Raw genomic sequence first — 25245 nt, forward strand, 5'->3', positions numbered from 1 at the left:
GCAGTGCAGACCGGACTGGGCGAGCCGCCCGTCCGGGTCCAGCTCCGGCGAGATGAACCACGGGCCGCGCGGCTCGCCCAGTCCGGTCTGCACTGCCATGCGTACTCCTCACTCTCGGTCCGGCGATCAGGGCAGGCGGGAGAACCAGCGCATCGAGCCGGCCGCCGCACCCAGCGCGAACACCAGGCCGAGGCCGATGAACCGGGCCGACACGTCCTGCCGCTCGGTGCGGTAGCCGACCGAGCTGCCGATGTCCTCGTAGACCGCGCGCAGCTCGTCGCTGGTGCTGGCCTCGTGGAAGCCGCCGCCGGTCTCCTCGGCGACCGCGCGCAGGGTCTGCCCGTCCACCGGCACCTGGATCGGCCGGCCGCCCCGGTCGACGAACCCGCTCGGCGTGCCGAACGAGATGGTGTGCACCGGGACGTCGACGGCGACGGCCTCCGTCGCGGCCTCCATCGGGTCCATCCCGGAGGTGTTCGCCCCGTCGGAGAGCAGGATGATCCGGGCCGGTGGCGGCTCCGTCGCTGCCTGGCTGTCCAGGCCTTTCACCGCACCGAGCGAGGTGCTGATGGCCTCGCCGATGGCGGTGCCCTGCACGCCGGTGGCGCCCTCGACGAGCCGCTCGATCCCCTCGTGCAGCGCCTCCCGGTCGGTGCCCGGCGGCACCAGCACCGCCGCGCTGCCGGCGAAGGCGACCAACCCGACGTTGAACTCGTCCGGCAGGCCGTCGACGAACCGGCGGGCCGCCTCCTTGGCCGCGCTGAGCCGGTCCGGTTCGACGTCGGTGGCGAGCATCGAGGTGGAGACGTCCACCGCGACCATCACCGTGGCGCGTTCCCGTGGCACCTGGACCTCGGCGGTCGGCCGGGCGAAGCCGACCACGAGCAGCGCCAGCATGGCCAGGAACAGCCCGGCGGGCAGGTGCCGCCGCCAGACCGGCCGCTCCGGGGCCACCCGGTCGAGCAGCCGCAGGTTGGTGAACCGGACGGCGTAGCGGCTGCGGCGCCGTTGGAGCATCAGGTAGCCGACCGCCAGCGCGAGCACCCCGACCAGCAGCCAGAGCCGTACCGGGGACAGCCAGATCACGCGGCACCTCCCCGGTTCGCGCCGGCCGGCGCGGCCGCGAGCCGGCGCTGCGCCCGCACGTGCCGCACGATGTCCGCCCCCCAGTCCCGGTCGGTACGCAACGGCAGGTGCGTCGCCCCGCTGCGGCGGACCGCCTGGCGGACCTGCTCGCGCTGGGCGGCCGCGGCGGCCGCGTACCGCTCGCGCAGCCGCTCGTCGCCGGTCCACACCTCGCGCCGGCGGCCGGTCTCCGGGTCGACCAGGGTGATCAGGCCGACGTCCGGCAGCTCCAGCTCGCGGGGGTCGGTGATCTCGACGGCGAGCACCTGGTGCCGGACGGCGAGCCGGCGCAGGGCACGTTCCCAGGGCGGCTCCTGCGCCGGGTCGTCGGGCAGCCCGTCCAGGAAGTCCGAGACGACCACCACCAGCCCGCGCCGGGTGGCCACCCGGTGCACGGCGTCCAGCGCGTCGGCCAGGTCGGGCCCCGCCGGCGGTACGTCCGTCTCGTCGTATCCGCCGGCGCGGGGGGCGGCCAGCAGCGTGCGGAGCAACCCGAGCAGGTGGGTACGCCCGCTGCGGGCCGGATGGCGGCGCAACCCGTCCGGCCCGAGCACCTGCGCGCCGAGCCGGTTGCCGAGCCCGGCGGTGAGGAACCCGACCGCCGCGACGGCCGCCACGGCCAGCTCGCGCTTGTCCAGCTCGGCGGTGCCGTACTCCATGCTGGGGCTGGCGTCGACCAGCAGCCAGGTGGTCAGTTCCCGGTCGGCGTCGACCTCGCGGACGTGCGGAACGGTGGTCCGGGCGGTCACCGCCCAGTCCATCCGGCGTACCTCGTCCTCACCGGGGCGGTACTCCCGGCTGCCGGCCGGTTCGCTGCCCGGACCGGGCAGCAGCCCCCGGTACTGCCCGTGCAGCAGGCCGTCGAGGCGCCGGGTCACGGTCAGCTCCAGCCGGCGCAGCCGCCGGTCGGGGGTGAGGTCGGCCAGCCCGGGATCCGCCGGCGTCGGCGTGGTGGCCTCGCGCCACCTCATGCCGCCGCCAGGTCGTTCGCGTACTCCGGATGGTTGTTGGCGATCCGCGGTGGGGGCACCGCGTCGACCAGCCGGCGGACCACCGACTCGGCGGCCACCCCGTCGGCGATGGCGTCGAAGGAGAGGACCAGCCGGTGGGCCAGCACGTCCACGGCCAGTTCCCGGACGTCCTCGGGCAGCACGTACCCGCGGCCGCGCAGCAGCGCCTGGGCCCGGGCGGCGGCCACCAGCCCGAGGGTGGCCCGGGGGCTCGCCCCGTACGCGAGCAGCGAGGCGATCTCGGGCAGCCCGAACCGGCCCGGGTCCCGGGTGGCCAGGATGAGCCGGACCACGTACTCGGCGATGGCGTGGTGCACGAAGATGTCGCCGGCGCGCACCTGGAGTTGGCGCAGCCGCTGCGGGTCGAGCACCTGGCGGGCGCGCGGCCGGTCGGCGCTCATCCGGTAGAGGATGGCCAGTTCGTCGGTGTCACTCGGGTAGTCGACGACGATCTTCATGAGGAAGCGGTCGCGCTGCGCCTCCGGGAGCTGGTAGACGCCCTCCGACTCGATCGGGTTCTGGGTGGCCAGCACCAGGAACGGCTCGGGCACCGGGTAGCTGCGCCCGCCGATGGAGACCTGCCGTTCGGCCATCGCCTCCAGCAGCGCCGACTGCACCTTCGCCGGCGCCCGGTTGATCTCGTCGGCGAGCACCAGGTTGGCCATGACCGGCCCCAGCTCGATGTCGAAGGTCTCCTTCGAGGCCCGGTAGATCCGGGTGCCGACGATGTCGGACGGGACGAGGTCCGGGGTGAACTGGATCCGGGAGAAGGTGCCGCCGACCGCCGTGGCGAGGGTCTGCGCGGCCAGCGTCTTGGCGACGCCGGGTACGCCCTCCAGCAGGCAGTGCCCGTCGGCGACGAGGGCGGTGAGCAGCCGTTCGACGAGCCGATCCTGCCCGACGATCACGCGTTTGACCTCGAAGAGGGTCTGTTCCAGCTCGGCGCCGGTCGCGTCGGGATCCGCCGGGCTGGGCATGCTGGCCAGGGTGTCCGAGATGTCCGTCACGGTGCTTGCTTCCCGTGGCTGCCCTCGGACAAACGTCGGAATATCCGGCCCTGGGCCACCCATACCGCGCCGAAGCGGCGCGACGACCAGCAACGCCGCAGGCCGGCAGGAACCGGAGAAGCCGGCCCGCACGCTGGCGTGCGGGCCGGCTCACCGGCGGGGGTCGTCGGGTGCGCGGAGGTCAGAGGTGTACGACGAGGTGGAACGGCAGGTCGGCGGCCACCCCGGCCGAGTTGCGGGTCTGCACGAAGACCCCGTTCGGGGTGAGCAGCCGGGCCGCGACGGCGACCTCGCCGCCGGCCGGGATGCAGCACGAGTCCGGCCGGCCGATGGAGGCGAGGTAGACGCCCCTGGTGACGTTGTACGGGAACTGGACCTCGTACTGGCCCACGCCGTACTTGATCACCGTGCCGGTGCCCCGGGCCTTGGTGCCGTTGGCGTTGACGATGACGGTGTAGTGGGTGCCGGCGGCGGCGGTCGTCTGGGCGCCGGCGGCCAGCGCCGCCTTCGCCTTGCGCGCCGACTCCGCGGTCACCGGCGGCTGGCTGCCACCGCTGGCGCGGGCCGCGGGCTGGCTGCCCCCGTCCGGGGCCTTCGCGACGGCGACCCCGCCGCCGGCCAGGCTGAGCGCCAGGACGGCGAACGCCACCGCCACCGCCTTACGTCTGAAGATCGTGGTCATGACAGGTCTCCCCTTTTTTGATTGTGGTGATACTGCCGCACCCGCGCTGCGCGGGACGGTTGATGCCCTTTTTTCAGCCGGACGATAATTGGCCGGAGTCGGCCGAACAATTGCCCAGCTCGCACCTGAACAGTTGACGACTTGTCGTTTCGCACCCTTGTTGAGCTGCGATAACTACTCACAGTCCCGATGTCTCAACCACGTGGAACGTAGCACCGCAAAAAGCTGGGCGTCAATAGCGGCCCACCCTTTCCACAGTTGTCGGAGTGCCGTCGGATAATTGTGAGAAGCGAATGCTTTACCATTCACGAAAGGGCCTCGCCGTCGATTGCCGGCACCGGCACCGCCCCGGCGCGGCTAGTCTTCCTCCGTGATCACGCAGACCGTGCCCCAGCCGCCGGGCACCCGCTCCGACCGGGTCCGCACGGCGCTCTGCTGGGCCGCCGTGGCGCCCGGGGCGGCCTGGGCCGCGGTGCGGCTGCCGGGGGTGGAGCGCGGCCCGCTGGTGCAGGCGCTCGCGTTCACCCCGTACGTGGCGGCGTGGAGCCTGCTGCCCCTGCTGCTCGCGCTCGCCCTGCGGCGCCGCTGGCCGGCGGTGGTCGCGGCGGTGACCGCTGTCGCGCTGGTCGCCGTGGTGGCGCCCCGGGCGCTGGGCTCGGCACAGCCCGCGGCCGCCGGGCCGACCCTGCGGGTGCTCACCGCGAACCTGCTGGCCGGCTCCGCGGACGCTGCGGCGCTGGTCGACCTGGTCCGCGCGCACCGGGTCGACGTGCTGGCCGTGCAGGAGTTCACCCCGGGCGCGCAGGCCGAACTGGACCGCCTCGGCCTCGACCGGCTGCTGCCGCACCGGCAACTGAACCCGCAAGTGGGCACGCCCGGCTCCGGCCTCTACGCGCGCTGGCCGATCGGCGACGGCGGCGTACGGCAGCTGCGCGGCGGCTGGGGCTTCACCCAGGCGTACGGCACGGTGGCGGTGCCGGGCGGGCCCGCGGTGCGGGTCGAGTCGGCGCACCCGGCGGCGCCGTACGCGGTCGACCAGGTCGGCTACTGGCGGGATGACCTCGCGGCCCAGCCGCCGGCCACCCCGGACGGCCCGCTGGGCATCCTGGCCGGGGACTTCAACGCCACCCTCGACCACGCCCCGCTGCGCGCCCTGCTGGCCACCGGGTACGTCGACGCGGCCGACGCCGCAGGCGCGGGCCTGCGCGGCACCTGGGGCCCGTACGACGGCGACCCGATCCCCCCGGTGACCATCGACCACGTGCTGGTCGACCGCCGGATCGCCGTCCGCGCGGTGGAGGTGCACCCGCTCCCGCGCACCGACCACCGCCCCGTCCTGGCCACCCTCACCCTCCCCTGACCGGGCCGGTCCATGGTCGACGGACGGGTCAGACCCGGGTGCGGTCCAGGCCGTAGGTGAGCGCGTCGACCAGGGCGTGCCAGCTCGCCTCTACCACGTTCGGGTGCACGCCGACCGTCGTCCAGTCGCGGCCGGTGCCGTCGGCGGTCTCCAGCAGCACCCGGGTCACCGCGCCGGTGCCGGTGGTGCCCTCCAGGATCCGCACCTTGAAGTCCGCCAGCTCGAAGTCGCGCAGCTCCGGGTAGTGCCGGGCCAGAGCGACTCGCAGCGCCTCGTCCAGGGCGTTGACCGGGCCGTTCCCCTCGGCCGTGGCGATCACCCGCTCACCGCGCACCCTGATCTTGACGGTCGCCTCGGAGACCACCGCCCCGTCCTCGCGATGCTCCACCAGCACCCGGTACGACTCCAGCGCGAACGGCCGCACCGGGGCGGCGTCCGGCAACTCGGAGCGGACCAGCAGCTCGAACGAGGCGTCCGCGGCCTCGAACGACCAGCCGCCGGCCTCCAGTTCCTTGACCCGCCTGGTCACCCGGGACAGCGCCTCCGGATGGCCGGCCAGATCCAGCCCGAGCTCGCGGCTCTTGAGCTCGACGCTGGCCCGGCCGGCCATCTCGGTCACCAGGATCCGCATGTCGTTGCCCACCACCTGTGGGTCCACGTGGTTGTAGAGCAGCGGATCCACCTTGATCGCGCTCGCGTGCAGCCCCGCCTTGTGGGCGAAGGCGGCGGCCCCGGCGTACGCCTGGTGGGTGTCGGGGGCGATGTTGGCGATCTCGGCGATGGCGTGGGAGACCCGCACCATCTGTTCCAGGCAGCCCTCCGGTAGGACGGGCAGCCCGAGCTTGAGCTGGAGGTTGGCGACCACCGCGAAGATGTCGGCGTTGCCGGGGCGCTCGCCGTAGCCGTTCGCGGTGCCCTGGACGTGGCGCACCCCGGCCTCGACCGCGGCGATGGTGTTGGCCACCGCGCACGCGGTGTCGTTCTGGGCGTGCATGCCGAACAGTTCCGGGCCGACACCGAGCCGGTCGGTCAGCTCGGCGATCGCCGCGGTGACCTGGGACGGGAGCATCCCGCCGTTGGTGTCGCAGAGCACCACCCGCTCGGCGCCGGCGGCCAGCGCGGTCTCCACCACGGCGGCGGTGTACGCCGGGTCGTGCCGGTAGCCGTCGAAGAAGTGCTCGCCGTCGACGAAGACCCGCCGCCCCTGGCCCACGAGGTACGCCACGGTGTCGTGGACCATCGCGAGGTTCTCCGCGGCGGTGGTGCGCAGCGCGCGCTCGACGTGCCGCAGGTCGGCCTTGGCGACCAGGGCCACCGCCGGGGTCTGCGCGTCGAGCAGGCCGCGCACCTGCGGATCGTCGGCGACCGCCACACCGGCCCGCCGGGTGGCCCCGAACGCGACCAGCACCGCGTGCTTCAGGTCGAGTTCGCCGTACGCCCGGCGGAAGAACTCGGTGTCCTTGGGCACCGCGCCCGGCCAGCCGCCCTCGATGAAGCCGACGCCGAACTCGTCGAGCAGCCGGGCCACCGCCAGCTTGTCGACCACCGAGTAGCTGAGCCCCTCACGCTGCGCGCCGTCGCGCAGCGTGGTGTCGTACACCTGGAACGTCATGGGGAGTCCTTTCGGGGAGCAACAAAAAGACCCCCCGCGGGATGCGGGAGGTCTGCGCGCTCGGCGGAGGGGGGGCCGGCGCGCTAGGTGCGAATAATCAGGACGGTGCTGGTCACGATCAGTACTCTGCCACTCCCCGCTGGTTCTGGGAGGCAAAATCCACATGTCGGGACGGTGACACAGAGTCGCGACCCTGGGCGGTACCCAACTTCGGGACACAATCCGCCCCCGGTGATCGACTTCACAAATCATCCGGCCGCCATCAGGCGGAAACAACGCTGAGGAAGCATCTGGAACTGATCCAGTTACGGCCTCGTGCCGCTGTCAAGGAGGACCTGTGCTCACTGTCGGTGACCGCTTCCCCGAGTACGAACTCACCGCCTGCGTGTCGCTGGAGGCCGACAAGGCGTTCGAGACGATCAACCACAAGTCCCACGAGGGCAAGTGGCGGGTGGTCTTCTTCTGGCCCAAGGACTTCACCTTCATCTGCCCCACCGAGATCGCGGAGTTCGGCCGGCTCAACGGCGAGTTCGCCGACCGGGACGCCCAGGTCCTCGGTGTGTCGGTGGACAACGAGTACGTCCACTACGCCTGGCGCAAGGACCACCCGGACCTGCGCGAGCTGCCCTTCCCGATGCTCAGCGACATCAAGCGCGAGCTGACCAGCGCCTGTGGCGTGCTCGGCGAGGACGGCGTGGCGCAGCGGGCGACCTTCATCGTCGACCCGAACAACGAGATCCAGTTCGCCATGGTGACCGCCGGCTCGGTCGGCCGGAACGTCTCCGAGGTGCTGCGGGTGCTGGACGCGCTGCAGACCGACGAGCTCTGCCCGTGCAACTGGAACAAGGGCGGCGAGACGCTCGACGCCAACGCGCTCCTCGCCGGCGCCGGGGCCTGAGCATGGGCCTGGACGCGGTCAAGGCGGCTCTGCCCGAGTACGCCAAGGACATCAAGCTCAACCTCGGCTCCACCATCGGCACCTCGACGCTGAAGCCGGAGCAGGCGTGGGGCACCGCCCTGGCCTGCGCCGTCGCCGCGCGTAACCCGGTGGTGCTGCGGGAGATCGCCGCCGAGGCGGCCGACCATCTCAAGCCGGAGGCGATCGAGGCGGCCAAGGGCGCCGCCGCGATCATGGCGATGAACAACGTCTACTACCGGGCCAAGCACCTGATCGGCGACGAGCAGTACCAGTCGATCCCGGCCCGGCTGCGGATGCAGATCATCGCCCGGCCCGGCGTGGAGAAGGCCGACTTCGAGCTGTGGTGCCTCGCCGTCTCGGCGATCACCGGCTGCGGCGTCTGCCTGGAGTCGCACGAGAAGACGCTGCGCGCCGCGGGCTTCAGCCGCGAGCAGGTGCACGAGGGGCTGCGGATCGCCGCGGTCGTGCACGCCGCGGCGGTCACCCTGGACGCCCAGGCAGCACTGGCCTGAGTGATCTCGCGAGGACCCGTCGGGCGACCCCGCGGGGCTGCCCGACGGGCGACGAGGGCCGGCCGGTCGAACCGGCCGGCCCTTTTTCGTGGGGCACAGGTGTAGCGATCTCGACACCGGGTAGGACATGGGGCTGACAGGGCACCAACCCCCGATCAGTCGAGTAGAGGAGTGAAACGCCATGGAGCGGCTCGACCCTCGAACGACCCACGGGACGCCGGATCCGCTCGTGCAGGGTGGTCAGGGCGCCTTCCCGGGCGGCACGCCCGGCGGCACCTTCGACCCGTGGCGCTACCGCGACGACGCCGGGGTGACCGGCGCCGACCTGGTGGGCTACAAGGTCGAGGCGAGTGACGGCGGCATCGGCAAGGTGGACCGGGCCAGCCACGAGGTGAACTCCAGTTACCTCGTGGTGGACACCGGACCGTGGATCTTCGGCAAGAAGGTCATGATTCCTGCCGGCACCGTCAACCACGTCGACCACGACGAGCGGAAGGTCTACGTCGACCGGAGCAAGGACCAGATCAAGGCCGCGCCCGAGTACGACGAGACCGCCGACACCGACCCGGCCTACCGGGACAAGCTCGGTGGTTACTACGGCGACACGTACTCGGCCATCCCGCCGGGTACCGCCAGGTAACGGTTGATCCTGTTTGGACGGCCGGTGGGGCTGCGCCCCACCGGCCGTTACCGTGTCAGGGTGGACGCCATCGAGGTCAATCGCCGGATCCCCTTCTCCGCCATGTTCAACTTCCGGGACGTCGGCGGCTACGCCGGCCACGACGGCCGGACGGTACGCCGGGCCCGGCTCTACCGCTCCGACTCGCTGCACCGCATCGACGAGACCGACCGGGAGGCGTTCGCCGCGCTCGGCATCCGGACCGTCATCGACCTGCGCCGCCCGTACGAGATCGAGCGCGACGGCCGGGTCCCCGACTTCCCCGGCCTCACCTGGCGGCACGTCGCGCCCGAGCACGACGAGTGGCACCTGTGGCCGTACCAGCCGGGCAGCGACCTGGCCCGCTACCTCGCCGACCGGTACGCCGACCTGGCCGAGACGGGAACCGCCGGGCTGGCCGAGGCGGTCGGGCTGATCGCCGAGGCGGGCAACGCCCCGGTGGTGGTGCACTGCGTGGCCGGCAAGGACCGCACCGGCACCGTCTGCGCGCTGACCCTCGCCGCGCTCGGCGTCGACGACGAGACCATCGCCGCCGACTACGCGCTCAGCACCGAGGCGGGTGAGCGCTTCCTCGCCTGGTTCGCCGGCACCGGCCAGCAGACGCCGTCGGGTCTGCCGCCGCTCGCCTGCCCGCCCGAGGCCATCACGCTCTTCTTGACCGAGCTGCGCGAGCGGCACGGCTCGGTGGAGGATTACCTGCGCCACGCCGGCGTCACCGACGCCCAACTGGCCGCGCTCCGCGACCACCTGTTGGAGTAACGGCCCGGCCGCACTCGCAGGCCCGCCCGTGCCGGGAGCCGGGCCGGCGCCCGTCGGCACCGCGGCGACCCGCGAGGGCCGCCGCGGTGAACCGAGGTCAGATGACCCGGGTGACCCAACCGTGCGGGTCGGCGACCTTGCCCCGCTGGAGGTCGACCAGCTGCTGGCGCAGGGCCATGGTGACCCGACCCGGCTCGCCGCCACCGATCAGGAACTCGCCGTCCGGGAACCGCACCTCGCCGATCGGGGTGATCACGGCCGCGGTGCCGCAGGCGAACACCTCGCGCAGCCGGCCGCTGGCCGCGTCCGCCTGCCAGTCGGCGAAGGTCACCGGCCGCTCCTCGACCCGGTGCCCGGCCTCGGCGGCCAGCGTGAGCACCGACTCCCGGGTGATGCCGGGCAGGATGGTGCCGGTCAGCGGCGGGGTGACCAGGGTGTCGTCGTCGTAGACGAAGAAGACGTTCATCCCGCCCAGTTCGTCGACGAACCGGCGCTCCACGGCGTCCAGGAAGACCACCTGGTCGCAGCCGTGCTCGATGGCCTCGGCCTGGGCGACCAGCGACGCAGCATAGTTGCCGCCGCACTTCGCCGCGCCGGTGCCCCCCGGTGCCGCGCGGGTGTAGTCGGGCGAGACCCAGACCTTCACCGGCTGGACGCCGCCGGAGAAGTACGCCCCGACCGGCGAGGCGATCAGCACGTAGAGGTATTCGTTGGCCGGCCGGACACCGAGGAACACCTCGTTGGCGAACATGAACGGCCGCAGGTAGAGGCTGCCGTCCTCGCCCTCCGGGATCCACTCCCGGTCGATCTCGATGAGCCGGTGCAGCGAGTCGACGAACGCCTCCGGCGGCAGCGGCGGCATCGCCATCCGCTGGGCCGAGGCCACGAACCGGGCCGCGTTGGCCTCCGGGCGGAACATGGTGACCCCGCCGTCGGCGGTGCGGTAGGCCTTCAACCCCTCGAAGATCTCCTGCGCGTAGTGCAGCACCGCGCTGGCCGGATCCATCGGGATGGGCGCCCGCGCCTCGACCCGGGCGTCGTACCAGCCCTTGCCGTCGGCGTACCGGATGGTCACCATGTGGTCGGTGAACACCCGGCCGAAACCCGGGTTGGCCAGCAGGGCAGCCCGGTCGGCGGCGGATACCGGCGCGGGATTCGGACGGATCTCGAACTCGATCTTGTCACCACCGCTCATCGCGCTGACCTCCCTGCTGGGCAACGGCATGCGGGACCACACGCCGGGAAACTGTGCCAGAAACTTACCCCGAACGGTCGTTCAGCGGGTAGCGCCGCCCGGGCGTACCGGGACGGCCGAACCGGTCACGGCCCGCCGGGCAACGCCCGCCGGGCCGGCGAAGACCCGCTCAGGCGACGGCGTAGGCCGCCAGCCGGTCGCCTACCTCGGCGGTGCGCAGCGGTACGCCCGGCGTCCGGGCGGCCAGCTCCTGGCCGACCGCGGCGGTGACCCGGGCCGCGGCGTCGGCGTGGCCGAGCTGGTCGAGCAGGAGGGCCGCGGAGAGCACCGCCGCCACCGGGTCGGCCACGCCGCGCCCGGCGATGTCCGGCGCGGAGCCGTGCACCGGCTCGAACATCGACGGGTACGTCCCGTCGGGGTTGATGCTGCCGCTGGCGGCCAGCCCGATGCCGCCGGTGACCGCGGCGGCGATGTCGGTGAGGATGTCGCCGAAGAGGTTGTCGGTGACCACCACGTCGTAGCGCTGCGGCTGGGTGACCAGGAACATCGCGGCGGCGTCGACGTGCTGGTACTCGGTGGTCACGTCCGGGTGCTCGGCGGCGACCGCCTCGAACGTGCGGGCCCACAGCGAACCGGCGTGGGTGAGCACGTTCGTCTTGTGCACCAGGGTGACCTTGCGCCGCTCCCGCCGCCGGGCGCGGGCGAAGGCGTCGCGGACGACCCGTTCCACCCCGTGCCGGGTGTTCAGGCTCTCCTCGGTGGCGATCTCGGCCGGGGTGCCGCGGTGCAGCGCGCCACCGGCGCCGGCGTACAGGCCCTCGGTGCCCTCGCGCACCACCACCAGGTCGACCTCGCCGGGCTTCACGCTGCCCAGCGGGCCGGCCGTCCCCGGCCAGAGCCGCGACGGGCGGAGGTTGACGTACTGGTCGAAGGCGAACCGGAGCTTGAGCAGCAGGCCACGCTCCAGCACCCCGGGCGGGACGCTCGGGTCGCCGACCGCGCCGAGCAGGATCGCGTCGTGCCCGGCCAGCTCGGTCAGCACCGACTCGGGAAGCACCTCGCCGGTGCGGTGGTAGCGGGCCGCGCCGAGGTCGTACTCGGTGGCGGCCACGCCGGGCAGCACGGCGTCGATGACCTTGCGGGCCTGCGCGACCACCTCGGGTCCGATCCCGTCACCGGCCACCACCGCGATGCGTGCCACGTCCTGTGCTCCCTCGATTCGCCGTCGCCCCGACGGTACGCCGCCATCCCGCCCCCCGGTACGGATCTTCCAACATTCGGGAATCGGTGATGCTCAGGAGGCTCCCAGGTGGGATTCATGCTGCGGTCAACTCCGCTGACTAGCGTGGCACCATGCGGATCGACGAGCAGCCCCGGACCCGCTGGGTGGACCAGTCTGCCTTCCACAGCCGCCGCCCGGACCTGCGACTCGGCCCGCGCAGCCCGCGGTTCGACCGGCCCGGCGCGGTGACCGGCGACCGGATCGCCGTGCGGCACACCGTACGCACCTCCACCGCCGAGTACGCGCTGCTGCTCAACGCCCCGGAGTGGCTCGGCCACCGCGGCGTCGGCGAGGCACTGCGGGACGCGGTGGCCGAACTGCGCGCGATCGACCTCACCTACGGCCCCAACCGCCCGGAGAGCCTGGTCTCCCGGCTGCGCCGGGGCGAGATCAGCCCCGAGTCGTACCCGCCGCTGGCCGACCTGGTGGACCGGTGCGCCGCGATGCGGGCGGCCACCGACGGCTGGTTCGACGCCTGGGCGGTGCCCGGCGGCTTCGACCCCGGGGGCCTGCTCGGCGGCTGGGCGGTGGAGCGGGTGGCGGCCCGGTTGCGCGCCGCCGGCATCCACGACTACGCCGTGCTCACCGGCGCCGACCTGGTGGTACGCGGGCACGCCCCGCACGGCGGCCCGTGGCGGGTGGCGGTGCACCACCCCACCGACCGGCGCCGGGCGCCGCTGGTGCTGGAGATGACGGCGGGCGCGGTCGGCACTTCCGGGGTGACCGGCCGGCAGGGACACGTGGTGGACCCGCACACCGGGGAGCCGGTCGACCAGATGGTGGCGGCCACCGTCGTCGGCCCCGACCTCGCGGTGGCCGACGCGTACGCCACGGCGCTCTACGCCGCCGGCCCCGCCGGGCTGGCCTGGTTCGGCAACGGTTCGGACTACCGCCCGCTCTTCGCCCACCGCCGCTGAGCGTCGCGCCGGGTGGGCTGGCCCGCGATCGGCCCCCACGGCCGCGGCAACGACCGTGGAGGCCGGTCAGCGACGAGTGCGCGTGGCTCGCGCAATCGAGGGGTGCGGGCCGGACGGGCCGGACGTCGACGACCTCGCCACCCGAAGACGGGCCGCCGCCGCGAACTCGACCAGTAACCGCACAGGTACGCTAGCGAATCGACGCAACTCGACGCAAGAGTCTCCACAGCGGACCGTCCCGACAGGAGGATGGCGGGTCGGCGGCCGACCCGCGGCGGGGCAGTTTCGACATGGTGAACGACTGATGGCACGCTGTCCGCCGTGAGTTTCGATCTGAGCGTGTGGGCCCTCGCGGAGGGGGCGACACCCGAGGACGTCCGGGGCGCGGTGCAGCGGTGCCGGCAGGGACAGCACCAGGACCGGCACCCGGACCCCCGGGTCGTGGGCTTCTACCGGGCGATCACCGCCACCTACCCGGACCGGCACCCGGGCCCGGACACCCCGTGGGCGGTCACCCCGCTGCACGCGGCCCACGACCATGTCGAGCTGAACCTGCACCCGACCTGCGAGGACCAGGTGCTGCTCGACATCGAGCGGCTGGCCGGTGAGCACGGGCTGATGCTGTTCGACGCCCAGGACGGCACCGTCTACCCGCCCCCGGCGCGGCTGCCCTGAGCGCCCCGACCGGCAGCACGGCCCGGTCGGCGTACGACAGCGGGGCCCGGCGGATCGCCGGGCCCCGCCTCGTCGTGCCCGCGACTACTCGTCGCGCAGGTCGGCGGCGCTGGCCGCGACCGCGCCGATCGACTCCGCGGCCGAGGTGAGCAGGTCGGCGCCGAGCGCCTGGTCGACGGTGAGCGTCATCAGCGTCTCGCCGCCGGCCTCCCGCCGGGCCACCTGCATGGCCGCGATGTTGATGCCGGCCTCGCCGAGCAGCGTGCCGACGGTGCCGACCACGCCCGGACGGTCGACGTAGCGCAGGAAGAGCAGGATGCCCTCGGCGCCGATCTCCACGTCGAAGCCGTCGACCTCGGTCAGCTTGATGATGTCCCGGGTGCCGGCGGTGGTCACCGTGCCGGAGACGCTGACCGTACGGCCGTCCGGCAGCGCGCCGCGGACGGTGACCAGGTTCGGGTGGTCGGCCGTCTCGGCCTGGGTGACCAGGCTGACCTCGACCCCACGCTCGGCGGCCAGGTGCGGCGCGTTGACGTAGGTGACCTGCTCCTCGACCACCGAGCTGAACAGCCCCTTGGTGGCGGCGAGCTTGAGCACCGAGACGTCGTGGTTGACGATCTCGCCGCGCACCTCGACGGTGACGCTGGCGGCGACCCCGCCGGCGACGGCGGTGAAGGCCCGGCCGAGCTTCTCGGCCAGCGGCAGCAGCGGCCGGACGTCCTCGGCGACCACGCCACCGGCCTGCACGTTCACCGCGTCCGGCACGAACTCGCCCTGCAGCGCCAGCTTGACGCTCTTGGCCACGGCCAGGCCGGCCTTGTCCTGCGCCTCGTGGGTGGAGGCGCCCAGGTGCGGAGTGGCCACCACGTTGTCGAAGGCGAACAGCGGCGAGGAGGTGCAGGGCTCCTTGGCGTAGACGTCGACGCCCGCGCCGGCGACCCGGCCCTCGGCGATCGCGTCGGCCAGCGCCTGCTCGTCGATCAGGCCGCCGCGGGCCGCGTTGACGATCCGTACGCCCGGCTTGACCAGGGCCAGTTCCTTCTCACCGATCAGCCCGACGGTCTCCGGGGTCTTCGGCAGGTGGATCGAGATGAAGTCGCTTTCCCGCAGCAGCTCCTCCAGGCCCACCAGGCGGACGCCGAGCTGCGCCGCGCGGGCCGGCTGGATGTACGGGTCGTACGCGATCAGCCGGGTGCCGAAGGCGGCGATCCGCTGCGCGAAGAGCACGCCGATGCGGCCGAGGCCGACCACGCCGACGGTCTTGCCCTGGATCTCCACGCCGGTGTACTTGGACCGCTTCCACTCCCCCGCCTTCAGCGCCGCGCTGGCGCTGGCGGTGTTCCGGGCGACCGCGAGCAGCAGCGCGACGGCCTGCTCGGCGGCGGAGACGATGTTGGAGGTGGGCGCGTTGACGACCATGACACCCCGGGCCGTGGCGGCCGGCACCTCGACGTTGTCCAGCCCGACACCGGCGCGGGCGACGACCTTCAGCCGCGGCGCGGCGGCGATCGCCTCGGCGTCGATCTGGGTGGCGCTGCGCACGATGACGGCGTCGGCCTCGGAGAGCGCCGAGAGCAGGGCCGGGCGGTCGGTGCCGTCGACGTGGCGGACGTCGAAGTCGTGGGCGAGCACCTCGATGGCGGCGGGAGCGAGTTCTTCGGCGATCAGTACGACAGGAGTCATTGGTCCTCGTAGATGTCGTCAGAGCGGTCGGCCGGGCCGCCGGGCGCCGCACTGCGCCCCGCGCTGATCCGTGCCTTATGCCGTCAGGTGCCGGCTACGCACCTACCCGCGATCGTAGGGGGCGGGCCGGCCGGCATGTCGCGGACCGTGGGGTGAGTGCCCTCACAACCGCCGGTGACCAGCCGGTGAACGGCCGTCGGCACGCCGTGCGACTGCCGCCCAGGGGGGCGGACGGCGCCGCCGAGGTGCTTCAGGTCACACGCTGAGGCTCATCTCATGCAGCGGCTTGACCTTGTCCTTCTCGAACCGGCGCAACGCCCACTCGCCCAACTCGGCCGTCGCCCGGTCCGGGTGGTGGACGACCCGCTCCAGCAGCGGGCGCGAGGTGCCGTCGCCACCTTCCGCGGTGACCGCCACCAGGTACGCAGCCGCCCGCGCCACCCGGTGCAGGGAGGCGTCCGCCGTACTCTTCTCCAGCAGGTCCTCGAGCTGGGGGTTGAGGCGGTTGCGCAGCCGCCGGGCCGGCTCCTCGGCGCCCACCGCGCCGAAGCAGTCGCCAATCGCGAAGAGCGCCGCATGCATCTCGGAGACGACCCCTCGCGGCACACCGTTGGACTGCCGCAGATGCCAGTCGAAGTGGTACTTCGCCCGCTCGCAGGCCCTGTTGAGGATCTGCTCCGTGCCGCGTTCACGGTCCTGCAGGAACGAGATGGCGAACAGTGCCCGGCAGCGCAGCCATTCCTCGGACTGCTGGTGGGTCAGGGCCTTGTTCAACGCGTTGATGACCGGTTTGGTGTAGCCGCCGGCCAGCAGGGTGTCCAGGGCGTTGCGGCGGTGCTGCCCCGCGTTCTGCAAGAGCGCCTGCTCGACGAGGTACTGGGTCGACCTGAGGATGGCCGGTGGGAGGAAGCCCGTCTCCAGGGTGGCAACCGCCGACCGCACCACACCCAGGCAGGGCTCGTCGCCGCCGCTCCACCCGGTCGGCACCGCCTCGCCGCCGTTGAGCGCCTGCTCGAGCGCGGTGGCGACCCAGCCGAGTCCGGCCAGCGCGTCGCCGCCGTCGACCTCCTCCCGGTAGGACTTGATCAGCTGCCGCAGGTACCGCTCGGTCCGGACAAGATGATCGTCGTCACCGAGCCGGACGGCCCGCTCCCAGAGCCCCATCGCCGCAGTGCCCCGCTCCCGGACCGTCGCCCGGGTGTTGTCGGCCCGCCGCCGCAGCACGTCGTCCGCCCAGTTCTCCTCGCCCGGTTCGGACCAGTGCGGCGGGATGGCGATGGCCAGTTCGAGGTCGAGCGAACGGGCCGGGAACAGGCTCCGCTCGCGGCGCTCCTCGGCCGCCTCCAGCTGGGCCTGCACCCAGGGTTTGATCGACTGCACTGAGTAGGGGTTGGCGTCGTTGAGCCGGACGATGGTGGTCACCGCCCGCCACATGCGGAAGCCGAGCGGGTGGTTGGCAAGTGCCCGTTCGAGCGAGTGTTCGATCACCTGGAACGCGAAGTCGGTGACCCCGGCCAGGCTGCCCAGCAGGATGAGGGCATCGACATTGTCCGGCGTGGGTGGGGCCGCGCCGATGAGGATGAGCCGCTGCACCACGTCGTCCAGCTCGGCGGCGTTGCGCTCGCACACCTGCTTGGCCAGGCCGGGTACGCGCCGGATCTTGAAAAGCAGCGTCGACGCCTTGGCCAGCACGTCGAGCTCGTCCACGGGAGGGCGCTTGAGCATCCGACGCCGCCGGTGGGCTGGCATCGCGGAGGCGGCGATTCCGATGTCCATCCGTCGCAGCCGCACGGCCAGCGACGAGAGGCCACCGGTCCGGTCCAGCTCCGGCACGACCGTCAGGATGATGTCGTCGAGCTGCCGCAGCCGCTCAGGGTCGGACAGGTCGCGCAGCATCCGGGAGAAGGTGCCCTTGTCGACCTTCATGTACTGGGCGACCTGGTCATTGGTGATCGCGGTCGCCGCGCGGACCTGCTCGAGCTGAGCCGCTGCAGCGTAATGCAGGAGCTGGGACGGCTGGGTGATGTCCCGCACGATCTCGGTCCCCCGCGAACCGGTAGCCGATCGTGGACTCCCGGTACGGGCCCGACCGCGCTGAGGTGACGACATTGCTGATGCGTACCGCCGGGTTGAGGACACGTCAACCGTTGTGCCGTGATGCCGACTGGGCGTTGGCACAGTCACCAGGGTTGCAGGAGAACGACGGTTCGGTTGCACCTGAGGCCCGCCCGGTTGCGTCCAGCCCTCACGCAGTTGACGAAAGCGATCGTCGCGGTGGCGTGCACCGCGCCTCGGGGATCCGTCATGGGTCCCTGACGTTGCCGGGATCCCCACCGCCGTTGGGGCGGTTTTCCGAGAAGGTTGTCGATCAAGCTCTGAACCAGGAGATCGGGGGGTTGGACGCCTTTACCCGCAACCTCACGTCCGAGACCGTGAAGAAGAAGAAAGGGGACCGGCACGCCCGCCGGCCCCCCTCACCTTCTCGGCACGTCACAGCCTTGGGAGCCCAACATGCCGAAAGACAAGCTTAACCGCAAACAGAAGCGCCGTCATCGCCCGATCTGCCTGCAGATCTGGGTCGCCACGTCCGGCTGTTGGACCGTGGCGGCTGTCGTGGTCCCCGCCGAGCCCGCTGGCGTCTGGCTCTCTCTGGCCCTGGGAACGCTCATCGCCTGGGGCAGTGGCCAGGCTGTCCGGCGGCTCACCGGCGGGGCCGAGCCGCAGCCGACCGCCGGCCTGGCCAACCTGACCAGCCTGCCGACCGTGTTCGGGCTGGCGGCGATGGCGATCGTCACCGGTGTCGTCGGCTTCGGCGAGCAGGCCGACGACAAGGGCGCCATCACCTGGACCCTGCTCATCGGCTACCTGGCCGAGCACCTCGTTCCGTACGCGGTCCGGAAGGTCCGGAACGGATGGCGCTGGCTGGTGCGCACCTTCAAGACCGGGTTCCGCGAGGCGATCCGCGAGGCCTTGGCCGAGGACAACCGGACCCGTCGGAACCGGAAGTCGCAGATCGGTTCCGAGCTCGCGGCGCAGGCCCGGGCCGGGCGTCCGGACCAGCCGCGCCAGCGCCCGCGCACCCAGCGGCGGGAGATGCCCCCCGCTGTCCGGCGTCTGGCGGCGAAGGTCGCCGCCGGCGATGCCGACGACGCCGAGCTGAACGAGTTCCTGCGATCACTGGCGCGAGCAGGCGCCACCGCGCGTTGACGGGAGGCCCCGCTCGTCGGGGCCTCCCCCTACAAGGGAGGGACCATGAACCAACGTAGAGCGTCATCGAACCGGCGTCGGCGGGCCGGGCACGCGATGCGGCGGTCGCGGATCGGCGAATATCGACTGGTCACCGACGGCAACGGACGGTGGGCGCTGCGACACGCCGGCCGAGACTACTGCGAGTGGAGCGGTGGCTGGCCCGCAGCGGCGGTGCTCGCCTTCGCGGCCGATTCCGTTGGCAACCGGGTCAGCCACCCTGTGGGGTGGCAGCGCCGGTCCGCTCGCTCGGGGCGGACCGTGTACCGGCCGGTTCCTCTCGCGGCCAGCCCCGGGCTCCGTCCCGGTCGGCGGTGTCCCTGACGTCCTCAGCGTCTCCAAGCGGTTCGCGCCCGGTGCCGGGGAGAGCACCGGGCGCGAACCCGTCGGGCTACCCGACGCTCAGGCGGTCTCGGTGATCGGGCGGTCGACCCAGCTCATCATGCCGCGCAGCTTCCGGCCGGTCTCCTCGATCGGGTGCGCCGCGCCCTCGGCCCGCCACTTGGCGAAGTTCGGCCGGCCGGCGTCGTCCTCGGCGATCCACTCGCGGGCGAACTCGCCGGACTGGATCTCGGAGAGGATCTTGCGCATCTCCTCCTTGACCCGGGCGTCGACGACCCGCGGGCCGCGGGAGAGGTCGCCGTACTCGGCGGTGTCGGAGACGCTGTAGCGCATCCGGGCGATGCCGCCCTCGTACATCAGGTCGACGATGAGCTTCAGCTCGTGCAGGCACTCGAAGTAGGCGATCTCCGGGGCGTAGCCGGCCTCGGTGAGCACCTCGAAGCCGGTCTGCACCAGGGCGGCCGCGCCGCCGCAGAGCACCGCCTGCTCGCCGAAGAGGTCGGTCTCGGTCTCCTCGGTGAAGGTGGTCCGGATCGCGCCGGCGCGGGTGCCGCCGATGCCCTTGGCGTACGACAGGGCGAGCGCGAACGCCGAACCGGACGCGTCCTGCTCGACGGCGACCAGGCAGGGCACGCCCTTGCCGTCGACGTACTGCCGGCGGACCAGGTGACCCGGGCCCTTCGGGGCCACCATCGCCACGTCCACCTCGGCCGGCGGCTTGATCAGGTCGTACCGGATGTTGAAGCCGTGCCCGAAGAAGAGCGCCTTGCCCGGGGCGAGGTGCGGCGCGATCGACTCCGCGTACAGGGTGCGCTGCACGGTGTCCGGCGCGAGCAGCATGATCACGTCGGCCTCGGCCGCCGCCTCGGCCGGGGTGACCACCCGCAGCCCCTGTTCCTCGGCCTTGACCCGGCTCTTCGAGCCGGTCGGCAGGCCGATCACCACGTCGACCCCGGAGTCGCGCAGCGACAGCGCGTGGGCGTGGCCCTGGCTGCCGTAGCCGATCACCGCGACCTTCTTGGCCTGGATCAGGCCGAGGTCGGCGTCGTCGTCGTAGTACACCTCAACGCTCATGACTTCCCTTTCGCGTACGGCGGCCCGGGCGGCCCGTCGTGGATCGTTTGTTGTCAGCGGGCGGCAGGGCCGCCTCAGGCGGCCCGCAGCGCCGGCCCGGCGGTGATCGACCGCGAGCCGCGCCCGATCGCCACCAAGCCGGACTGGACCATTTCCTTGATGCCGAAGGGTTCGAGATCGCGCAGCAGCGCGTCGAGCTTGTCCGGCGTGCCGGTGGCCTCGATGGTCAGCGTGTCCGGCGCCACGTCGACCACCCGGGCCCGGAACAGGTTCACCGTCTCCAGCACCTGGGCCCGGGCGGTGCGGTCGGCCCGCACCTTGACCAGCAGCAGTTCCCGGGCCACCGAGACCTGCGGATCCAGCTCGACGATCTTGAGCACGTTCACCAGCTTGTTGAGCTGCTTGGTGACCTGCTCCAGCGGCGAGGACTCGGCGTTGACCACGATGGTGATCCGGGAGACGTCCGGATTCTCCGTCTCGCCGACGGCGAGACTGTCGATGTTGAAACCGCGCCGGGAGAAGAGTCCGGAGACCCGGGCCAGGACACCCGGCTTGTTCTCCACCAGCACCGACAGCGTGTGCATCGTCATGCCACGACCTCGCTTCGCTCGGTCGCGCCACGGCGACCACGTCGACTGAGCTTGATGATTCGTTCGCTTCGCCCACTCATGTCAGACATCGTCCTCGTCGAAGACCGGGCGGACGCCGCGGGCGAACATGATCTCGTCGTTGCTGGTGCCGGCGGCGACCATCGGCCACACCATCGCGTCCTTGCCGACCACGAAGTCGATCACCACCGGGGCATCGTTGATCTCCATGGCGGCGGCGATGGTCCGGTCGACGTCCTCGGCCGTCTCGCAGCGCAGCCCGACGCAGCCGAGCGCCTCGGCGAGCTTCACGAAGTCGGGGATGCGGTGCTTGTGGGTGCCGAGGTCGGTGTTGGAGTAGCGCTCCCCGTAGAACAGGGTCTGCCACTGCCGCACCATGCCGAGGTTGCCGTTGTTGATCAAGGCGATCTTGACCGGGATGCCCTCCAGGGCGCAGGTGGCCAGCTCCTGGTTGGTCATCTGGAAGCAGCCGTCGCCGTCCACCGCCCAGACCACCGTGTCGGGCCGGCCGACCTTGGCGCCCATCGCCGCCGGCACCGCGTAGCCCATCGTGCCGAGGCCGCCGGAGTTCAACCAGGTGTGCGGCTTCTCGTACGAGATGAACTGCGAGGCCCACATCTGGTGCTGGCCGACGCCGGCGACGTAGATGGCGTCCGGACCGGCGATCTCGCCCAGCCGCTTGATCACGTACTGCGGGGAGAGCGTGCCGTCGGCCGGCTCCTCGTAGCCCAGCGGGTAGCGCTTGCGCAGGTCGTCGAGCTGGGCCCACCAGTCGGCCAGGTCGGCGCGCCGGCCGGCCTCCTGCTCCGCCGTCACCGCGCTGATCAGCTCGTCGATCACGTGCCGGGCGTCACCGACGATCGGCACGTCGGCGTGCCGGTTCTTGCCGATCTCGGCCGGGTCGATGTCGGCGTGCACCACCGTCGCGTCCGGGGCGAACGAGTCCAGCTTGCCGGTGACCCGGTCGTCGAAGCGCGCGCCGAGGGCCACGATCAGGTCGGCCTTCTGCAACCCGTAGACCGCGGCGACCGTGCCGTGCATGCCCGGCATGCCGAGGTGCTGCGGGTGCGAGTCGGGGAACGCGCCGAGCGCCATCAGGGTGGTGACCACCGGGATGCCGGTCAACTCGGCCAGCCGGCGCAGCCCCTCGGTGGCGCCGGCCTTGAGCACGCCGCCGCCGACGTAGAGCACCGGCCGCCGGGCGGCGGTCATCAGCCGGGCCGCCTCCCGGATCTGCTTGCCGTGCGGGTGCAGGGTCGGCCGGTAGCCCGGCAGGTCCAGCGTCGGCGGCCAGGTGAACGTGGTGGCCGCCTGGAGGACGTCCTTCGGGATGTCGACCAGCACCGGGCCGGGCCGGCCGGTGGCCGCCAGGTGGAACGCCTCGGCCAGCACCCGCGGGATCTCGTCGGCGTTCTGCACCAGGAAGTTGTGCTTGGTGATCGGCAGGGTGATGCCCTGGATGTCCGCCTCCTGGAAGGCGTCCGTGCCGATCGACGGCCGGGCCACCTGGCCGGTGATCGCGACCACCGGCACCGAGTCCATGTACGCGTCGGCGATCGGCGTGACCAGGTTGGTCGCGCCGGGGCCGGAGGTGGCGATGCAGACGCCGACCTTGCCGGTGGCCTGCGCGTAACCGGTCGCCGCGTGCCCGGCGCCCTGCTCGTGCCGGACCAGGATGTGCCGGACGGTGGAGTCGTAGAGCGGATCGTAGGCGGGCAGGATCGCGCCGCCCGGGATGCCGAAGACGACGTCCACGCCGAGCGCCTCGAGCGAGCGCACCAGCGAACCGGCGCCGGAGACCTGGGCCGGGGCGGGTGTGCGTACCCCCGGAACGGCCGGGGTGGCCGCGGCGCGGGCGGCCGCGGCGTGGTCGGCGTCGCTCGCCGGCTCGGCGGCCGCGCGCGCCCGCCGGGCGGAGTGGGCGAGTGTTTCTGGCGTGGGTCTGGTCATGGCGGTTCGGGCCTTCGGCTGGAGTGGGTGAGGCTCTTCAAGCAGTGAAACGCGGGCGGGGCCCGCTCCGACGGGTTTCGATGGCAACAAAAAAGCCCTCGTGCAGGATGCACGGGGCCAGCGCACTCTCAGCGGAGGAGAGTGCGCTCAGGTAAGTACTCGCAGCGACCGGGACATGGGGTCAAGCCTGACGCATCTCACGCGATGAGTCAACTGATCCCACATGTTGGTTAACGGATCTCGGCGCGTCGCCGCCCGACACGCCTGTCGCACCCGGCCCGACCTGCCCGGACGCGGCCTCAGCCGGGCGCGGGGCGGGCGGCCGGACCGGCCCGACCACCGGCGGGGTCGGGAACGGCGCGGGCGGCCGGGCCGGGCGGGCGCCCGGCGAGGTGGCCGCCTCCAGCATCGCCTCCAGGTGCTCGGCCGGTACGCCCCAGCCGCAGAGCGCGCCCTGGCCGAACCGGCAGCCGGCGGCGACCACCGCGGCCAGCTCGGTCGGCGTGGTCACCCCCTCGGCGATCACCTCCAGGCCGAGCTGGTGGCCGAGCCGCATCACGATGTCGACCATCGGCGCGAACGCCGGACCGTCCCGCCCCACCGGCCGGACCGGCTCGTGCTCGGCGACCAGGCTGTGGTCGATCTTGAGGATGTCGATCGGCAGGCGGCGCAGCTGACCGAGCGACGAGTAGCCGGCCCCGAAGTCGTCCAGCGCGATCCGCACCCCGGTCAGCCGCAGCGCGGTCAGCCGGCGGATCAGCTCGTCGAGGTCGGTGGCCACGGCGTGCTCGGTGACCTCCAGCACCAGCCGCTGCGGCGGGACGTGGTGGGCGCGCAACGCCTCGGCCACCTGCACCACGTACTCCGGGGCGTGCAGTTCACGTGGCGAGACGTTCACCGACACCCAGACGTCGTGCCCGTCGGCCAGCCAGCGGGAGAGCTGGTGGCACGCCTGGTGCAGCACCCAGGCGCCGAGCTTGGCGATCATCCCGCACTCCTCGGCCAGCGGGATGAACTCGTCCGGGCGGACGTTGCCCAGTTGCGGGTGGTGCCAGCGCAGCAGCGCCTCCGCCCCGACCGGGCGCACCGAGGGCAGCGAGGCGACCGGCTGGAACACCAGCCGCAGCTCGTCGCGCTCGATCGCGCCGCGCAGCTCGTGCTCCAGCGTGGTACGCCGGCGCAGCAGCTGGTCGTAGGCCGCGTCGTAGCGCTCGATCCGGTTCTTGCCGCGCTGCTTGGCGTGCCGCAGCGCCAGGTCGGCGTGGCGCTGGAGCAGCTCCACGTCGGGCTCCCCGGCCCAGCCGGCGAGCCCGATGCTCACCGAGAGGAAGACCGGCCCCTCGGGCTGGTCGTAGGCGCGGCCGAGCACACCGAGCAGCCGCTCGGCGACCCGGTCCGCCTCGGCCGGGCGACCGTGCATCAGCACCGCGAACTCGTCCCCGCCGAGCCGGGCGGCCACGTCGCCGGGGCGCAGGTTGCCGCGCAGCCGCCGGCCCACCTCGGCCAGCACCGCGTCGCCCACGTCGTGGCCGCGCATGTCGTTGACGTTCTTGAAGCCGTCCAGGTCGAGGCCGAGCAGCACGCACGGGGTGCCGGCCGCGGCGCAGCGGTGCAGCGCGCGGAGCAGCCCGCGCCGGTTGGCCAGCCCGGTGAGCGCGTCGGTGTGCGCCAGCTCGCGGAAGTGCGCCTCCCGCTCGGCCAGCCGGCCGGCGTAGCCGCGCACGTCGTGCAGGGTCAGGAACTGCCGGGTCACCAGGGCGAAGCCCTCGACGCTGCCGGCCGCGACGGCCAGCGCGCCGAACCGCCCGTCCTGCGACAGGTGGTAGACCGCGGAGGCGGCCATCGCGACGATCGGGAGCAGGGCGTACTCGCCGTCGCGGCCGATCAGGTCGAGGTCGGCCCGGTCCGGCGGGTCGACCCGGCGCAGCGCCAGCGCCCCGGTGAGCGCACCGGCGGCGAGCAGCGCCGTCGAGATCACCGCCACCGCCGGCCCGGCCTGGCAGAGACCGGTCGCCATGCCCATCCCGCCACAGGTCAGCGCGATGGCGCCGGCGCCGGCGGCGGCGAGTCGGGCGCGCGACTGCGGCGCGCGGAAGACCACGATGAGGGCCACCCCGGCGGTCAGTGCCGCGGCCACCGTGGCGATCAGGATCGCCGGGCAGGCCATCGGGGTGGCGTCGCCGAGCAGCCGGGTCGGCTCGGTGCAGAGCACCCAGCCGACGAACCAGAGCGCGCCCGCCATGATCAGCCCGTCGAGGACCAGCCGGGCGGCCGCCGCGCCGGTCGGGGCGACGCCGGGCAGGCGGAGCAGCCCGGCGCAGAAGAGCAGCCCGGCGGCCGCGGTGCCGACCGAGACCAGCGTGGCCCAGTCGGTGCGGGCGCCCTGCTCGTGCTCCCAGTGCGCGGCCGCGTCGAACACCTCGGCGACGCCGACCAGCACGGTCGCCACCGCCACCGCCCCGGCGGCGGCGAAGAGCAGGTGGGCCGGGCGCCGCGGGGCGGCGCTCCACCGGGCGGTGGCGGCCAGCAGCACCGCGGCCGAGGCGGTCACGAGGCCGCTCAGCACCGCTACCGCGACCATGCCCGGGGGGAGATGCACGTCTCAACT

21 protein-coding genes are annotated in these 25245 nt (G+C 72.7%); 8 read left to right on the plus strand and 13 right to left on the minus strand.

Annotated elements, in window-relative coordinates; all coding sequences use genetic code 11:
• Window positions 1-126 precede the first annotated feature (126 nt).
• The 4 genes from DLJ47_RS12150 to DLJ47_RS12165 form a co-directional block, all read right to left on the minus strand.
• The gene (locus DLJ47_RS12150; protein WP_109900143.1) at window positions 127-1086 is read right to left on the minus strand and encodes a VWA domain-containing protein; all 960 of its coding nucleotides are present in this window, start codon (window positions 1084-1086) and stop codon (window positions 127-129) included.
• Window positions 1083-2096: a DUF58 domain-containing protein gene (locus tag DLJ47_RS12155; RefSeq protein ID WP_109900144.1), complete on the minus strand. Its 1014-nt coding sequence runs from the start codon at window positions 2094-2096 to the stop codon at window positions 1083-1085. The genes DLJ47_RS12150 and DLJ47_RS12155 overlap by 4 nt, the downstream gene beginning before the upstream one ends.
• Window positions 2093-3142: an AAA family ATPase gene (locus tag DLJ47_RS12160; protein ID WP_109900145.1), complete on the minus strand. Its 1050-nt coding sequence runs from the start codon at window positions 3140-3142 to the stop codon at window positions 2093-2095. The genes DLJ47_RS12155 and DLJ47_RS12160 overlap by 4 nt, the downstream gene beginning before the upstream one ends.
• A 181-nt stretch (window positions 3143-3323) precedes the next feature.
• Window positions 3324-3824, minus strand: coding sequence for a hypothetical protein (locus DLJ47_RS12165; RefSeq protein WP_109900146.1), 501 nt, complete (start codon window positions 3822-3824; stop codon window positions 3324-3326).
• Between the two features lie 385 nt (window positions 3825-4209).
• On the opposite strand from DLJ47_RS12165, the gene DLJ47_RS12170 reads away from it, so the two are divergent.
• Entirely contained in the window at window positions 4210-5184 is a 975-nt protein-coding gene (locus DLJ47_RS12170; RefSeq protein ID WP_109900166.1) for an endonuclease/exonuclease/phosphatase family protein, read from the plus strand.
• A gap of 28 nt (window positions 5185-5212) precedes the next feature.
• Here DLJ47_RS12170 and cimA read toward each other — a convergent pair whose 3' ends face one another.
• Complete coding sequence (gene cimA, locus DLJ47_RS12175; RefSeq protein WP_109900147.1) at window positions 5213-6796, minus strand: citramalate synthase; 1584 nt, start codon at window positions 6794-6796, stop codon at window positions 5213-5215.
• Between the two features lie 337 nt (window positions 6797-7133).
• On the opposite strand from cimA, the gene DLJ47_RS12180 reads away from it, so the two are divergent.
• The 4 genes from DLJ47_RS12180 to DLJ47_RS12195 all read left to right on the plus strand — a co-directional run bounded on the left by DLJ47_RS12180 (window position 7134) and on the right by DLJ47_RS12195 (window position 9665).
• Window positions 7134-7694, plus strand: a complete 561-nt coding sequence (locus DLJ47_RS12180; protein ID WP_109900148.1) for a peroxiredoxin — start codon at window positions 7134-7136, stop codon at window positions 7692-7694.
• Between the two features lie 2 nt (window positions 7695-7696).
• Window positions 7697-8227, plus strand: a complete 531-nt coding sequence (locus DLJ47_RS12185; protein WP_088995582.1) for a carboxymuconolactone decarboxylase family protein — start codon at window positions 7697-7699, stop codon at window positions 8225-8227.
• Window positions 8228-8408: 181 nt separating this feature from the next.
• Window positions 8409-8867: a PRC-barrel domain-containing protein gene (locus tag DLJ47_RS12190; RefSeq protein ID WP_088995583.1), complete on the plus strand. Its 459-nt coding sequence runs from the start codon at window positions 8409-8411 to the stop codon at window positions 8865-8867.
• A gap of 60 nt (window positions 8868-8927) precedes the next feature.
• The gene (locus tag DLJ47_RS12195; RefSeq protein WP_255562309.1) at window positions 8928-9665 is read left to right on the plus strand and encodes a tyrosine-protein phosphatase; all 738 of its coding nucleotides are present in this window, start codon (window positions 8928-8930) and stop codon (window positions 9663-9665) included.
• A 97-nt stretch (window positions 9666-9762) separates the two neighbouring features.
• On the opposite strand, the gene DLJ47_RS12200 is transcribed toward DLJ47_RS12195, so the two are convergent.
• Window positions 9763-10860 (minus strand): branched-chain amino acid aminotransferase, encoded by a 1098-nt coding sequence (locus DLJ47_RS12200; RefSeq protein WP_109900149.1) that lies wholly within the window; start codon window positions 10858-10860, stop codon window positions 9763-9765.
• Window positions 10861-11029: 169 nt separating this feature from the next.
• Window positions 11030-12061, minus strand: coding sequence for a 3-isopropylmalate dehydrogenase (locus tag DLJ47_RS12205; RefSeq protein ID WP_109900150.1), 1032 nt, complete (start codon window positions 12059-12061; stop codon window positions 11030-11032).
• A 152-nt stretch (window positions 12062-12213) separates the two neighbouring features.
• Between DLJ47_RS12205 and DLJ47_RS12210 the strand changes: the two genes are divergently transcribed.
• A complete protein-coding gene (locus tag DLJ47_RS12210) occupies window positions 12214-13059 on the plus strand; it encodes an FAD:protein FMN transferase (protein WP_109900151.1) in 846 nt (281 codons plus the stop codon).
• 321 nt (window positions 13060-13380) lie between these two features.
• Window positions 13381-13734: a hypothetical protein gene (locus tag DLJ47_RS12215; RefSeq protein ID WP_199235807.1), complete on the plus strand. Its 354-nt coding sequence runs from the start codon at window positions 13381-13383 to the stop codon at window positions 13732-13734.
• An 84-nt stretch (window positions 13735-13818) separates the two neighbouring features.
• On the opposite strand, the gene serA is transcribed toward DLJ47_RS12215, so the two are convergent.
• Together serA and DLJ47_RS12225 are read right to left on the minus strand one after the other, a co-directional pair.
• A complete protein-coding gene (serA, locus tag DLJ47_RS12220) occupies window positions 13819-15417 on the minus strand; it encodes a phosphoglycerate dehydrogenase (RefSeq protein ID WP_109900152.1) in 1599 nt (532 codons plus the stop codon).
• A 255-nt stretch (window positions 15418-15672) separates the two neighbouring features.
• Window positions 15673-17451 carry a hypothetical protein gene (locus DLJ47_RS12225; protein ID WP_109900153.1) on the minus strand — a complete coding sequence of 593 codons (1779 nt, stop codon included), beginning with the start codon at window positions 17449-17451 and terminating at the stop codon, window positions 15673-15675.
• A 477-nt stretch (window positions 17452-17928) separates the two neighbouring features.
• Between DLJ47_RS12225 and DLJ47_RS12230 the strand changes: the two genes are divergently transcribed.
• A complete protein-coding gene (locus tag DLJ47_RS12230) occupies window positions 17929-18624 on the plus strand; it encodes a hypothetical protein (RefSeq protein ID WP_146228083.1) in 696 nt (231 codons plus the stop codon).
• A 441-nt stretch (window positions 18625-19065) separates the two neighbouring features.
• Here the strand turns inward: DLJ47_RS12230 and ilvC are convergent, their stop codons facing one another.
• The 4 genes from ilvC to DLJ47_RS12250 form a co-directional block, all read right to left on the minus strand.
• Window positions 19066-20079, minus strand: coding sequence for a ketol-acid reductoisomerase (gene ilvC, locus DLJ47_RS12235; RefSeq protein WP_109900155.1), 1014 nt, complete (start codon window positions 20077-20079; stop codon window positions 19066-19068).
• A 74-nt stretch (window positions 20080-20153) separates the two neighbouring features.
• Complete coding sequence (gene ilvN, locus DLJ47_RS12240) at window positions 20154-20669, minus strand: acetolactate synthase small subunit (RefSeq protein ID WP_088995589.1); 516 nt, start codon at window positions 20667-20669, stop codon at window positions 20154-20156.
• Window positions 20670-20750: 81 nt separating this feature from the next.
• Entirely contained in the window at window positions 20751-22637 is a 1887-nt protein-coding gene (locus DLJ47_RS12245) for an acetolactate synthase large subunit (protein ID WP_109900156.1), read from the minus strand.
• Between the two features lie 181 nt (window positions 22638-22818).
• Entirely contained in the window at window positions 22819-25218 is a 2400-nt protein-coding gene (locus DLJ47_RS12250) for a putative bifunctional diguanylate cyclase/phosphodiesterase (protein ID WP_109900157.1), read from the minus strand.
• Between the last annotated feature and the right edge of the window lie 27 nt (window positions 25219-25245).

Source organism: Micromonospora sp. S4605, from assembly GCF_003176715.1.
In the GTDB taxonomy this organism is placed as follows: Bacteria; Actinomycetota; Actinomycetes; order Mycobacteriales; family Micromonosporaceae; genus Micromonospora; species Micromonospora echinaurantiaca.

Bases quoted from the DNA above. Each gene is read 5' to 3' on its own strand.
- serA (WP_109900152.1), bottom strand. From the start codon at position 15,417: ATGACTCCTGTCGTACTGATCGCCGAAGAACTCGCTCCCGCCGCCATC.
- ilvC (WP_109900155.1), bottom strand. From the start codon at position 20,079: ATGAGCGTTGAGGTGTACTACGACGACGACGCCGACCTCGGCCTGATC.
- DLJ47_RS12165 (WP_109900146.1), bottom strand. From the start codon at position 3,824: ATGACCACGATCTTCAGACGTAAGGCGGTGGCGGTGGCGTTCGCCGTC.
- DLJ47_RS12155 (WP_109900144.1), bottom strand. From the start codon at position 2,096: ATGAGGTGGCGCGAGGCCACCACGCCGACGCCGGCGGATCCCGGGCTG.
- cimA (WP_109900147.1), bottom strand. From the start codon at position 6,796: ATGACGTTCCAGGTGTACGACACCACGCTGCGCGACGGCGCGCAGCGT.
- DLJ47_RS12185 (WP_088995582.1), top strand. From the start codon at position 7,697: ATGGGCCTGGACGCGGTCAAGGCGGCTCTGCCCGAGTACGCCAAGGAC.
- DLJ47_RS12200 (WP_109900149.1), bottom strand. From the start codon at position 10,860: ATGAGCGGTGGTGACAAGATCGAGTTCGAGATCCGTCCGAATCCCGCG.
- DLJ47_RS12245 (WP_109900156.1), bottom strand. From the start codon at position 22,637: ATGACCAGACCCACGCCAGAAACACTCGCCCACTCCGCCCGGCGGGCG.
- DLJ47_RS12210 (WP_109900151.1), top strand. From the start codon at position 12,214: ATGCGGATCGACGAGCAGCCCCGGACCCGCTGGGTGGACCAGTCTGCC.
- DLJ47_RS12230 (WP_146228083.1), top strand. From the start codon at position 17,929: ATGCCGAAAGACAAGCTTAACCGCAAACAGAAGCGCCGTCATCGCCCG.
- ilvN (WP_088995589.1), bottom strand. From the start codon at position 20,669: ATGACGATGCACACGCTGTCGGTGCTGGTGGAGAACAAGCCGGGTGTC.
- DLJ47_RS12190 (WP_088995583.1), top strand. From the start codon at position 8,409: ATGGAGCGGCTCGACCCTCGAACGACCCACGGGACGCCGGATCCGCTC.
- DLJ47_RS12250 (WP_109900157.1), bottom strand. From the start codon at position 25,218: ATGGTCGCGGTAGCGGTGCTGAGCGGCCTCGTGACCGCCTCGGCCGCG.